14 protein-coding genes are annotated in these 11,878 nt (G+C 72.2%); 5 read left to right on the top strand and 9 right to left on the bottom strand.

What is annotated here, in order from left to right:
- Nucleotides 1-11 precede the first annotated feature (11 nt).
- The 7 genes from AOM05_RS03725 to AOM05_RS03695 all read right to left on the bottom strand — a co-directional run bounded on the left by AOM05_RS03725 (nt 12) and on the right by AOM05_RS03695 (nt 7,646).
- Nucleotides 12-329, bottom strand: coding sequence for a helix-turn-helix domain-containing protein (locus AOM05_RS03725; RefSeq protein WP_062519528.1), 318 nt, complete (start codon nt 327-329; stop codon nt 12-14).
- A 54-nt stretch (nt 330-383) separates the two neighbouring features.
- A complete protein-coding gene (locus AOM05_RS14465; RefSeq protein ID WP_174442353.1) occupies nt 384-788 on the bottom strand; it encodes a type II toxin-antitoxin system RelE/ParE family toxin in 405 nt (134 codons plus the stop codon).
- 67 nt (nt 789-855) lie between these two features.
- Complete coding sequence (locus tag AOM05_RS03715) at nt 856-1,227, bottom strand: sterol carrier family protein (protein ID WP_062519527.1); 372 nt, start codon at nt 1,225-1,227, stop codon at nt 856-858.
- Between the two features lie 47 nt (nt 1,228-1,274).
- The gene (locus AOM05_RS03710) at nt 1,275-1,508 is read right to left on the bottom strand and encodes a type II toxin-antitoxin system Phd/YefM family antitoxin (RefSeq protein WP_062519525.1); all 234 of its coding nucleotides are present in this window, start codon (nt 1,506-1,508) and stop codon (nt 1,275-1,277) included.
- 50 nt (nt 1,509-1,558) lie between these two features.
- Complete coding sequence (locus tag AOM05_RS03705; protein ID WP_062519523.1) at nt 1,559-4,681, bottom strand: glycoside hydrolase family 2 TIM barrel-domain containing protein; 3,123 nt, start codon at nt 4,679-4,681, stop codon at nt 1,559-1,561.
- Between the two features lie 21 nt (nt 4,682-4,702).
- Nucleotides 4,703-7,009 carry a phosphoribosylformylglycinamidine synthase subunit PurL gene (gene purL / locus AOM05_RS03700; protein ID WP_062519522.1) on the bottom strand — a complete coding sequence of 769 codons (2,307 nt, stop codon included), beginning with the start codon at nt 7,007-7,009 and terminating at the stop codon, nt 4,703-4,705.
- A 115-nt stretch (nt 7,010-7,124) separates the two neighbouring features.
- Complete coding sequence (locus tag AOM05_RS03695; protein ID WP_062519520.1) at nt 7,125-7,646, bottom strand: hypothetical protein; 522 nt, start codon at nt 7,644-7,646, stop codon at nt 7,125-7,127.
- A 109-nt stretch (nt 7,647-7,755) separates the two neighbouring features.
- Here AOM05_RS03695 and AOM05_RS03690 point away from each other — a divergent pair, with 109 nt between their 5' ends.
- Both AOM05_RS03690 and AOM05_RS03685 read left to right on the top strand, forming a co-directional pair.
- The gene (locus tag AOM05_RS03690; RefSeq protein WP_062519519.1) at nt 7,756-8,007 is read left to right on the top strand and encodes a type II toxin-antitoxin system prevent-host-death family antitoxin; all 252 of its coding nucleotides are present in this window, start codon (nt 7,756-7,758) and stop codon (nt 8,005-8,007) included.
- Nucleotides 8,004-8,261 (top strand): type II toxin-antitoxin system RelE family toxin, encoded by a 258-nt coding sequence (locus AOM05_RS03685; protein WP_062519518.1) that lies wholly within the window; start codon nt 8,004-8,006, stop codon nt 8,259-8,261. The genes AOM05_RS03690 and AOM05_RS03685 overlap by 4 nt, the downstream gene beginning before the upstream one ends.
- Before the next feature lie 85 nt (nt 8,262-8,346).
- On the opposite strand, the gene AOM05_RS03680 is transcribed toward AOM05_RS03685, so the two are convergent.
- Nucleotides 8,347-9,618 carry a hypothetical protein gene (locus tag AOM05_RS03680; RefSeq protein WP_062519516.1) on the bottom strand — a complete coding sequence of 424 codons (1,272 nt, stop codon included), beginning with the start codon at nt 9,616-9,618 and terminating at the stop codon, nt 8,347-8,349.
- A gap of 73 nt (nt 9,619-9,691) precedes the next feature.
- Between AOM05_RS03680 and AOM05_RS03675 the strand changes: the two genes are divergently transcribed.
- Together AOM05_RS03675 and AOM05_RS03670 are read left to right on the top strand one after the other, a co-directional pair.
- A complete protein-coding gene (locus AOM05_RS03675) occupies nt 9,692-10,195 on the top strand; it encodes a phosphoribosyltransferase (RefSeq protein WP_062519515.1) in 504 nt (167 codons plus the stop codon).
- A gap of 19 nt (nt 10,196-10,214) precedes the next feature.
- A complete protein-coding gene (locus AOM05_RS03670) occupies nt 10,215-10,934 on the top strand; it encodes a hypothetical protein (RefSeq protein ID WP_062519514.1) in 720 nt (239 codons plus the stop codon).
- Nucleotides 10,935-10,941: 7 nt separating this feature from the next.
- Here AOM05_RS03670 and AOM05_RS03665 read toward each other — a convergent pair whose 3' ends face one another.
- Complete coding sequence (locus tag AOM05_RS03665) at nt 10,942-11,331, bottom strand: VOC family protein (RefSeq protein ID WP_304512056.1); 390 nt, start codon at nt 11,329-11,331, stop codon at nt 10,942-10,944.
- A gap of 59 nt (nt 11,332-11,390) precedes the next feature.
- On the opposite strand from AOM05_RS03665, the gene AOM05_RS03660 reads away from it, so the two are divergent.
- Complete coding sequence (locus tag AOM05_RS03660; RefSeq protein ID WP_062519513.1) at nt 11,391-11,804, top strand: rhodanese-like domain-containing protein; 414 nt, start codon at nt 11,391-11,393, stop codon at nt 11,802-11,804.
- Nucleotides 11,805-11,878: the final 74 nt, after the last annotated feature.

Here is an 11,878-nt window from a genome sequence, read left to right as displayed (position 1 = left end):
CCCGTCGTCCGCTACGCCGAACCGTCCGAGTCGACCAGCACGAGCCGCCCACCGAGGGCGTGCGTGAGCTTCTCGAGCGTCGCCAGCGTGGGGTTTCCCACTCCGCGCTCGATCCTGCTGATCTCGGCCTGCTGCACGCCGGAAAGCCGCTGAAGCTCCGGCTGGGTGAGCCGCCTTGCCGAGCGCAGCCGCAGCAGCTCAGCGCCGAGCTCGGCATGGAGATCCACTTCAGCGCTGAAGACCCGGGCAGCCGCGTCGTTGACCACGACCGCGTCATCGGTCCACTGCGCGCGCGCATCGTCCGCGATGTCGCGAAAGCTCTTCCCCACGGCACTCACCTTTCACCGGCGCCACCTCAGTATGTGCCATGGCACATGCGAAGATCAATGCCTCGAGGCGGCGAGGCGTCGGCGCGCTGCCCTGATCTCTCGCTGCTGGCGTTTCGCAGACGGGTCACGCCCCTTGTTGTAGCCGCCCAGCAACAGCACGATGCGATCGCCACGGAAAGTGCAGAACACGCGAAGCAGAACCTGCCGATCGGGCATCGCAGACGCAGCCGCCATATGAGAGTCGGCGGCAACGATCGCGTGCAGGGACCGCCGCACGCGGAACTCGTACAATCCCGACCCGAGCGCCTTGCCCCACTCCGTACGGCAGATGTCGGGTCCCAGCCGCTCGAGGACGTGCTCGATCGCCGCCGCGAGCACCGCTTGCTCGTACTCGGGAAGCTTGCGATAGAAGCGCTCGAAGGCGCCGTCGCCCGAGTCCTCTGCACGCCATTCGCCCATGTGGCACCCCCGGTCCGCGCGTCACCACGCTACGACCGAGCACCGACACTGTCGGCAGTGCCGGCGTCTAGAGAGCGAGCGGCAGCAGCGCCGACAGGTCCGACCGCTCCCCCGACGCATCGACGCGGCCCTGGTCCACCGCATCGTCCCAGCGAAGGCGACCCGTCACCAGACCCAGCCAGACCTCGGGGGCCATCTCGACGACCGCGGGCGGAGTGCCGCGGCGGTGGACGGAGCCCGCGACGGCCTGGACCGCGCCGAACGGCGGCACACGCACCTCGAGCGAGCGGCCCGGCGCGACCGCGGCGAGCTCTTCGAGGCTGAAGCGCACGGCCATCGCGGTCAAGCCGGGCTCGACGTTGCCCACGTCGCTGAGGAGCTCCCATTGGCGGACGGACTCGCGGCCGGCGGCGACGGGGATACGGCGGCGGGGAGGCATGCGCTCAGGGTGTCACACCAACATGTCCCGAACGGACGGTCGGATAGCTAGGTGCGGTCGCGCGAGTCGAGGCTGTCGATCGCAGACCAGAGACGCTCTGAGTTGGCACGGGTGCCCAGCAGATAGGCGGTCTCCTTGAGCGACTCGTACTCGCGCAACGGCAGCATGGCAACGCCGCGGCCATCTGGTCGCTCGATCACCACACCGGCAGCCTCGGCGAGCGCCGCGTCAAGCACCGTCTCAGGGTCCTCCATGAGCTTCACCTCGTCGAAGCGTCGCACGACACACCTCCCCCGATCCTCGCCATTCTGCGCGGCGGTAGGCCCACCCGCTACCGGAGACGGCGCGCGGCCGCGCCCGGGTCATCGCCCGCGCGCAGCGGCGCGAGGGTGAAGGCGAGGGTGTGGGGCTCGTCGCCCGCGACCGTCGCGAAGGGCAGCGCGCGCTCGCCCCACGTGAGCCCGAGGCCCTGCTGCGCCGCGTCCACCGACAGGTGCACGAGCCCGTCGCTCTCGACCTCGTAGGGATGACCGGCGTCCTCGAGCGCCGCCTCGGTCACCGGCAGCGTGGCCGTCTCAAGCGGCGCGTCGGCGGCCGTGACCAGCAACCCGGCCCCCGCATCGTCCGTCACGGCCCACCACTCGACGCCCGTGTGGTTGCCGGTCGCCTGCGGGACCACGTTCTCGAACACCTGCTCCGCGACGGTCGAGGTCCACACGGAGGTGAGCGCCCCGGCGTCGCGGTCGCGCCAGGTCTCGTGGGGGCCGCGGCCCAGCCACGTGAGGTGGGTGAGGGTCGAAGGCAGCGTGAGCTCCATGCCGACGGCGGGCACCTCGAAGGTCCGGGACGTCGCCCCGAGGGTCGCGGACACGGCGATCGCGCCGTCGCCCGTGACCGAGTAGGTCGTATCCCAGGACGGGCTCGCGGCGGCGGGCACCGTCGCGGACACGCCGATCTTCACGGCGTCCGGGGCGGCGGAGACCACCCGCACGTCCACCTCCTCGAGCGCCTCGCCCGCACCCCGCCACGACGAGGCGTTCTCGGTGACGCCGTTGAGCAGGTCGTTCTGCGTGGGTGCGCGCCAGAAGTCCGGGTGCCACGGCTCGGCGAGCAGCTCGACCCCGTCGACCTCGTAGGAGGCGAGCGCCCCGGTCGCGGTGGAGAACTCGGCGGCGAAGCCGTCCCCGGTCACGGTGACCGCGCCGGCCGCCTCGGCCACCTCCACCCGGCCCCGCGCGGCAGGCGCGCCGGCGGACCCGGTGTCCCAGGGCATCGTCGCCTGCAGCGCCGCGACCACGTGCCCGGCCGCCGCCCACGCGGTGTCCGACGCGAGCGCGAAGGACACCGTCACCCGGTAGGTCGCGCCGGCGACCACCTCCGCGGGACGGGACACGGGCACGTCGACCCACCCCGTCGCGCCCGGCGCGAGCGCGACGTCGAGATCGCCCGACGCGACCGGCACCCCGTCGGCCTCGAGGACCCAGGTCGCTTCAAGCGCGGACAGGTCGGTGAACAGATGCTCGTTGCGGAGCCGGATGCGGGTCCCGTCGAGGCCCACCAGCTCGACGGGCGCGTACACGGCCGCGAGGTCGGCGAGCTCGCTCTGCGGCACGCGGTCGGGGTTGACCACCCCGTTGAGCGTCCACGGTCCGTCCGTGGGCAGGTCGCCCCAGTCGGTGCCGTAGGACAGGTAGGTCCCGGAGCCGTCGGGGCGCTCGAGACGGATGGACTGGTCCGCCCACTGCCACACGAACCCGCCCTGCATCTCGGGACTCGTATCGATGACCTCCCAGAACTCCTCGATGCCGCCCAGGCCCGCGCCCAGCGCGTGCTGGTACTCGGTCATGATCCACGGCCGCCCGGTGGTGGTCGCGGCGCGCTCCTCGAGGGTGGAGAGGTACGGGTAGAAGACGCCGTCGACGTCGGCGACCGTGCTGTCCTCCTGGAAGTGGACCAGCCGACCGGGGTCCGCGGCACGCAGCCAGTCGGCGGCGCGCTCGAACACGGCGCCCGGCCCGACCTCGTTGCCCAGCGACCACCACAGCACGGACGCGTGGTTCTTGTCGCGCTCGTAGAGGGAGACGATGCGGTCCATCACGGCGGCGTCCCACTCGGGGGCGCCGTCGGGGAAGGGCCGCAGCTCGTGGGTCTCGAGATTGGCCTCGTCCATGACGTACATGCCGATCTCGTCGGCGAGGCGGTAGAGGTCGGGGCTCGCGGGGTAGTGCGACGTGCGCACCGCGGTGATGTGGTGCTGCCGCATGAGCAGCAGGTCCTCGCGGGTCTGCTCCTCGGTGAGCGCCTGCCCGGTGTCGGGGTGCATCTCGGAGCGGTTGACGCCCTTGATGTCGAGCGGCTGCCCGTTGAGGGTCATGAGTCCGTCCACGATCCCGAACTCGCGGATCCCCACGCGCGTCGCCACGGTCTCGATCACCTCGCCGCCATCGAGCAGCTCGTAGACCAGCGTGTAGAGGTACGGGTCCTCCGCCGACCACAGGCGGGCGTCGCGGACGTCGATGAGGGACGATGCGCCGGTCGCCTCCCCCACCACGCCTCCCTGGGCGTCGTGGAGGGTGGCGCGGACGGCCGCGTCGCCGGAGCCGACACCGGCGATCTCGAGGTCGAGCGCGACCGCTGCGGAGGCCAGGTCGTCGGACACGTCGGTGGTGACGGTGTGGTCCGCGAGGTACGTGGTCGGGGTCGAATAGAGGTCGACGTCGCGGAAGATGCCGGACAGGTCGATCTGGTCCTGGTTCTCGATCCAGGAGCCGTCGGACCAGCGGTGGACCTGGACCGCGATCGTGTTCGTGCCGGGGGTGATGGCGGCGGTGACGTCGAACTCCGCGGGCGAGTAGCTGCTCTCGCTGTACCCGACCTCGACGCCGTTGACCCACACCGTGTACGCCGACTTCACGCCCTGGAACGCGAGGACCGTGCGGCGGCCGTCCCAGCTCGCGGGGACCTCGATGTCACGCCGGTAGGAGCCCACCGAGTTGTGCTCGTCCGGGATGGCGAACGGCGAGAGCTCGCCGTAGGCCTCCCAGGGGTACTCCTCGTTGAGGTAGACCAGGTCGCCCGAGGCGGCGTCGCCGTAGCCGTCGAGCTGCCACTGGTGCGGCACCTCGACGGTGTCCCAGCCGGAGAGGTCGGCGGAGGGGTCGACGAAGGAGGTGTCAGCATCGGAGGCCGAGGGCGACCAGCGGAAGCTCCACGCGCCGTTCAGCGAGAGCAGCCACGGCGAGGCCTCCTCGGCCTCGTACGCGCCCACGTCGAGGACGGTCGCGGCGTCCGCGACGGGGATCGCGCGGGCCGCAGGATCGAGGCGACCCTCCTGGTAGACCTCGGGTGTGCCGCACCACGCGGTGGCGTCGGGACCCTGCAGGGTCGCCGCGATCACCACGGCGGACATCACCCCGATGGCCAGGCCCACGCCCGCCCAGGCGCGTGCGCTCACGCGCGCAACCCGCGCATCGTCCTACGCGAAGCGCGCGACGAGCGGCGCCTCCCAGGCCTCGGCGAGCCCGGCCACGGGGACCTCGAACTGGCCCTGGACGTCGATCACGTCGCCGCCGGTGACGCCCACGCGGGCGAACGGCACGCCGCGCGCCTCGAGCATCGCGACCAGGCGCGGCTCCTCGGTGCGCGGGACGGTGAGCAGCGCGCGGCCCTGCGACTCGGAGAACAGCGCCTGCGCGGGCGTGAGGCCGTCGCGCTCGCAGATCTCGTCGAGGACGATGCGCGCGCCCACGCCGTACCGCAGCGAGCCGTACGCGGCCGCGGCGGCGAGGCCGCCCTCGGACACGTCGCGGGCGGCGTCGACCAGGCCGTCGCGCGAGCAGGCGATGAGGATCTCCGCGAGCTCCTTCTCCCACGCGAGGTCGAGCACCGGCGGGAGGCCGCCCAGGTGGCCGTGCGTGGAGGCGAGCTCGGACCCGTCGAGCTCGGCGCGCGTGGTGCCGACCAGGAACAGCAGCTGGCCGTCCTCGCGCCAGCCCGACGGGGTCGCGCGGGCGACGTCGTCGAGGATGCCGAGGATGCCGACGATCGCGGTCGGGTTGATGGAGCTGTCGATGCGGCCCGGCTCGCCGGTGCCGTTGTACAGCGAAACGTTGCCGCCGGTGACGGGCACGCCGAGCTCCTGGCACGCGTCCGCGAGGCCGCGGATGGCCTCCGCGAACTGCCACATCGAGTCCGGGTCCTCGGGCGAGCCGAAGTTGAGGCCGTCGGTGACGGCGGTGGGCTCCGCGCCGGCGATCGCGACGCCGCGGAAGGCGGCCGCGACGGACTGGCGGGCGCCCTCGTACGGGTCGAGCTTGGTGAAGCGGTCGTTCGAGCGGGTGGCGATGGCGACGCCGCGGCCGGTCTCCTCGTCGATGCGGATCACGCCGGCCGTGTCGGGGCGCGACGCGGCGGTGTTGCCCTGGACGTAGCGGTCGTACTGGCGCGTGATCCACTCGCGCGACGCCATGTTGTCGCTGGTGAGGAGCGTGACGAACGCCTGCTTGAGGGCGTCGCCGGTCGCGGGGAGCTCGGCGGCGAAGCCGTCCGCCTGGAGCCCGTCCATCCACGCGGGACGGTGGAACGGTCGGTTGTAGACGGGGCCGTCGTGCGCGACGGTGCGCGGGTCCACGTCGACGATCCGCTGGCCGTGGTGGTCGATGGTGAGGCGGCCCGAGTCGTTGACCTCGCCGACCACGGAGGACTCGATGTCCCACTTGCCGGTGATCGCCATGAACTGGTCGAGCTTCTCGGGCGTGACCACCGCCATCATGCGCTCCTGCGACTCCGACATGAGGATCTCGCCGGCGTTGAGGGTGGGGTCGCGCAGCAGGACGTCGTCGAGCCAGACGTGCATGCCGCCCGAGCCGTTCGACGCGAGCTCCGACGTGGCGCACGAGATGCCGGCCGCGCCGAGGTCCTGGATGCCCTGGACCACGTCCGCGGCGAACAGCTCGAGGCAGCACTCGATGAGCACCTTCTCCATGAACGGGTCGCCCACCTGGACGGAGGGGCGCTTCGCGGGCACGCCGTCCTCGAACGTCTCGGATGCGAGGATCGAGGCGCCGCCGATGCCGTCGCCGCCGGTGCGGGCACCGAAGAGGACCACCTTGTTGCCCACGCCCTCGGCGGAGGCGAGGTGGATGTCCTCGTGCTTCATCTTGCCCACGCACAGGGCGTTGACCAGGGGGTTGCCCTGGTAGCAGGAGTCGAAGCGGGCGCCGCCGCCGATGTTCGGCAGGCCCAGCGAGTTGCCGTAGCCGCCCACGCCGGCGACCACGCCGTGCACCACGCGGGCGGTGTCGGGGTGGTCGATCGCGCCGAAGCGGAGCTCGTCCATGCCGGCGACGGGGCGGGCACCCATCGCGAGGATGTCGCGGACGATTCCGCCGACACCGGTCGCGGCGCCCTGGTACGGCTCGACGTAGGACGGGTGGTTGTGCGACTCGACCTTGAAGGTCACGGCCCAGCCGTCGCCGATGTCCACGACGCCGGCGTTCTCGCCGATGCCGACCATGAGGCGCTGCTTCATCTCCGGCGTGGTCTTCTCGCCGAACTGACGTAGGTGCACCTTGGAGGACTTGTACGAGCAGTGCTCCGACCACATCACGGAGTACATCGCGAGCTCCGCGTTGGTGGGGCGGCGGCCCAGCAGGTCGCGGATGCGCTGGTACTCGTCGTGCTTGAGCCCCAGCTCTCCCCAGGGCTGCTCCTGGTCGGGGGTCTTCTCCGCGTAGCCGACGGTGTCGAGCTGGGCGGCGGTGGGCTGAAGCGCGTCGGTCATGAAGTCCTCATGGGTGGAGCCGGCGGGTATGCGGCAATCCTACCGGCGGGCGCATCGCCCGGCGCCCGCACGGGCCTCGCCTGGTGGCGCCGGGAAAAGGGGACGATGCGCCGGGTCAGGGCGCGACGTCGATCTCCTCGATGACCGCGTCGGGCGCGACCATGATCACGGCGGTGACGTCGCCGCACATGCCCGTCCACGTGTCCGCGAGCGCGGCGTCCTCCGCGACCGCCGGATCGAGGAACCGGCCGACCACCGGCGGGTAGTACGAGTCGGCGCGCTCCGCCGAGGAGAGCTCGACCGGTCCGCCGTGCAGGTGCGCCAACGCACCCTCGGCGCCGAGGCGCGGCACCGTCGCGGTCCAGGTGTCCGCGAGCAGCAGGCCCACGACGCCGTCGGCTTCCGTCGCGGTGGTCGGGCAGACGGTCCACAGACCCTTGGCGTCGGCGCGCACGCCCTGCGCGACCTCGGCCGCCTCGCCGGTCCACTCGCTGGCGGTGTAGGTCGGTAGCTGTGCCGGCCGCTCCCAGAACGCGAACGTGCCGAGCGCCACGAGCGCGAATCCCGCTACCACCATGCCCGCGACCGCGGCTCGCTTGGTGGGCGCCTGCTTGCGCCTCTCCGCTGTGTCCCCCATGGGGGCAGCATGCACCCGGAAGGCGCCGCGCACCAGGACCTTTGCGGCCGCTGGTCGGAAGCCGCGAGACTTCTGTACGAATCAGAACCCGAAACGTACAATTGAGCACATGAGTGAGGTGGTCCCTGTCTCCCAAGCGCGTGCGGAGCTGCGCAGCGTGATCGAACGCGCGCAGGAGCGGGCGATCTTCCTCGAACGCCGGGGCACCATCGAGGCCGTCGTCATCAGCCCGCACATGTACGAGCGAATGATGGAGGCGCTCGAGGACGCGGAGGACATCGCGGCCGCAGACGCCTCCCTCGCCGAGGGTGGCCCCAACGTCCCGTGGGAGCAGGTCAAGGCGGAGCTCGGCTGGTCATGACCTTCCGGGTCGAGATGCGCCCGCAAGCCTTGAAGGCGCTGCGCCGCATCCACCCCCGCGACCGTACGCGCATCTACGCGGCGATCGAGCTGCTCGCCCGCGACTCCCGACCGCCGGCGTCTCGACGATTGGTCGGCAGCGACTACTTCCGCGTGCGAGTCGGCGACTACCGAGTCATCTATTCCATCGATGACGGGCGGCTGCTCATCCTGGTGCTCACCGTCGGGCACCGGCGCGAGGTGTACGACCTCTGACCGGCGACGGTCACTGCCCCCTAGGAAGGCGAAGCCCGCAGGAAGCGACGCTGGCTACCCCATAGCGCGCGGGCGCGTGCTTCACCTAGGACGAGAGCGCGTCCGCGACGGCTTCCGCGAGCGCGTCCGCCGCGAGACCCGGGCCGTGCACGTGCACGCCCTCGGCGTCCTCCCACAGCACGCGGTCCACGCCCGGCAGCAGCCCGAGCGCGTCCGCGACGGCCTGCATGCGCGCCTCGGTGAGCGACTCGACCACGCGCGGGTGCAGCGCGACCGTGTACGTGTAGTCGTCCAACCAGGGCGTCTGCACGCTGACGGTGGCGTCGAAGCCGTCGATCTCGATGGTGCGCACCGCGAGGTCCTCGTGCGCGCCGAGCCGCTCGAGGAAGGGCGCGCGCAGGAGAAGCCCGCGCCGGTCGTCCTCGGTGAGGGGCGCATCGTCCGGCCGTGACGGGAGCTCAGCGCGCGCGGCGGCGCGCAGCGACGCGAGCACCTCGACGGTGAGCAGCCCGGGCGCCCACACCTCGAGGAGGTGGTGGCTGCGGAACGCGACGCGCGCGATGCCGGGCGCTGCGTCGCAGCCGCGCAGGAAGCGCAGCAGGGCGGGCTCGTCGATCGCGCCGGCGGCGAGCATGACGATCGCGTGGTGCGTGGCGTCGGACGGGGTGCCGGGCGCGTGGCCGGGCCCCGCATCGTTCACCACCAGGCCGGGGTCGCCCTCCTGGATAGGGCCGAGCGACTGCGACGGCGGCACGCTCGGCAGCTCGGTGGGGCGCGCCACCTTCTTGAACATGCCGCCCTTCGGGATGAAGGACTCGCGCACATCGGCCGGGGTGTCGAACGCCTCGTAGGCCAGCTGGCCCGGCGACGCGAACCAGCGCAGGACGTCCTCGACGCCATCCCACGCGGCGCGGCCATGGCCCATCGCGGCGACCGCGTGCGGCAGCAGCGCGAGCGGCGGACCCCCGGGGCCGAGCATCGGGTCAAGGTACGTGGGCGAGCCCTCGCGACGGTCGAGCCCCCACGACAGCGGCTGGTGGTCGTCCGCGAGGCCGCCCAGGTAGACCAGCAGCCCGTCGATCAGCGCGGCCCCGTGCATGGTGAGTTCGCGCCCCAGCTCGGAGCGGTACGCCCAGTCGGGCTTGACCGCCGAACGGTCGCGGCGCAGGTCGCGCGTCACCCAGTCGACCGTGGGGCGCAGCTCCGCGGGCGTGAACCGGAGGTCGTGCCCGGTGGACTTGCGCAGCTGGGTCGCGAGGTACTCCGCGCTCTTGGGGCTCGCGGCGAGCCACGCCTGGAACCACGCGTCGGCCTCGTAGAAACGGCGCGCGTCGCCCTCGGAGGTGAAGAAGCCCATCGGTCAAGGTTACGGGGGACGATGCACGGGTCGCGCCGGTACGCTCGCCTCACCGGACGTGGCTGGAGACAAGATGACCGACACCCCCGAGCGCGAAGTCCTCACCTGGCAGGGCTACGGCGACGCGTCGCGCGAACTCGCCCAGATGGTGGTGGACTCCGGATACGAGCCCGACGTGGTGGTCGCGGTCGCGCGCGGCGGCCTGCCGGTGGGCGGCGCGATCTCGTACGCGCTGGGCACCAAGGGCGTCGGGACGCTCAACGTCGAGTTCTACACGGGCATCGACGAGCGCCTTCCCGCCCCCGTGCTGCTGCCGCCGCTGCTCGACACCGACGCGATGCGGGGCCTCAAGGTGCTGATCGCGGACGACGTCGCGGACACCGGCGAGACCCTCGCCCTGGTGAAGAAGCTCATGGAGCAGCACGCCGGCGAGGTGCGGACCGTGGTGCTGTACGCGAAGTCGCACTCGATCATCGACCCCGACTACGTGTGGAAGCGCACCGACCTGTGGATCACGTTCCCGTGGTCGGCGCTGCCCCCCGTCACGCCGGGCAAGCCGCACCCCGAGGAGGGGTAGCGCCAGGTACCGTGCCCTCATGGGGGACACCAGGGACGATGCGCACGTCGCCGGGGTGCGCCCGGCACGGGGGCGGCGGGACAGGCTGATCGCGGCCGGCGCGGTGACCGCGGTGGCGGCCGGGCTGTGGGCGGTGATCGCGCAGCCGTGGGACCGCGCCGACGGCTGGCCGGACACGGAGAACTGGGCGCCCGTCGGGGTGTGGCTCACAGACCCGCCCGCCGATCCGCTCGAGGCGGACGGCATCGAGATCCTCACCTCCGAGCAGTGGGAGGCCGCGATCGCGGACGTGCGCGCCGTCGATCCCGAGGCGGTGGTGATGCTCACGGCACCCGTGGTGTTCGCGGACCGCGAGGGCAGCATCACCCCGTTGCAGGCGGTCGACGGCCCGCTGCCCGCCGGCGCCCTGGTGGAAGGCACGGCGCCCGGGCCCGGCCAGGTGGTGGTGTCGTCGCGGTACCGCGACGAGCACGGCTGGGAGATCGGGGACCGGCTCGCGCTGGCTGTGCCGGAGGGTGGCGCCGCCCCGTTCGACTCGCTCGAGCTGGTGGGGTTCTCGAACGACGAGGCTTTCGGGTTCGCGAGCTGGGGCGACGCCCCCGCGCTCGCCGAGGCGTACGCCGTCGGCAACTACGGCGCGGTCGGAGACCGCGGCGACGCGGTGCTGACAGACGGCGCCCTGTTCTGGGACGGGGACGTGCCGGCAGGCCTCGAGGCGGCCCGACGCGACAACCCCTGAGCGGACGTCAGGCCATCTGCGCGAGCTGGATGAGGTTGCCGCACGTGTCGTCGAGCACCGCGATGGTGACCGGACCCATGTCCGTGGGCGGCATCGTGAACTCGACGCCCAGCTCGACCAGCCGCGCATGCTCGGCGCGCACGTCGTCCGACGCGAACTGCGCCGCGGGGATGCCGTCCTCGCGCAGGGCCTCCCGATAGGGCCCGACCGCGCGATGACCGGACGGCTCGAGGAGGAGCTGCACCGCATCGTCCCCCGGCGCACCCACGGTGAGCCAGCGGTTCCCGTCGCCCAGCGGGATGTCGGTGCGCGTCTCGAAGCCGAGCACGCGCGTGTAGAAGTCGTGGGCCTTCGCCTGGTCGTCGACGAAGACGCTGGTGAGGTGGATCCTGATCATGGACCCACCCTAGGCACGCGCACCTACACTCGTCCTGACCGCGACCCGAGAGGACCGTCATGAGCTACGCCGGAGACCTGACCCCGCACGAGGCCTGGGAGCTGCTGGAGACCGAGCCCGGCGCGATCCTGGTCGACGTCCGCACCGAGGCCGAGTGGCGCTACGTGGGCGTGCCTGACGCCTCGAGCCTCGGCAAGCAGGCCGCGCTGATCGAGTGGGTGTCCTACCCCGCGATGGCGCGCAACGAGCAGTTCCTCGCGCAGCTCGAGGCGACCGGCGTGCGGCCCGGCCAGCCGATCGTGTTCCTGTGCCGCTCGGGCCAGCGGAGCATCGGCGCGGCCCAGGTCGCGACCGCGGCCGGCCTCGGCCCCGCCTACAACGTGCTCGAGGGCTTCGAGGGCGCGACCGACGAGCACGGCCACCGCGGCTGGCAGGGGTGGAAGGGCGCCGGCCTGCCCTGGCAGCAGGGCTGATCCGTCACCTGCCGGCTACCACGCCGCCACCCCCACGCCACCTTTCGTTCACTCTGTGTCACTAACGTCCCGCC

This window comes from Demequina silvatica, assembly GCF_000971215.1.
In the GTDB taxonomy this organism is placed as follows: domain Bacteria; phylum Actinomycetota; class Actinomycetes; order Actinomycetales; family Demequinaceae; genus Demequina; species Demequina silvatica.
Note: the sequence above shows the minus strand (reverse complement) of the source record. Positions and strands in the feature narration are given on the sequence as shown.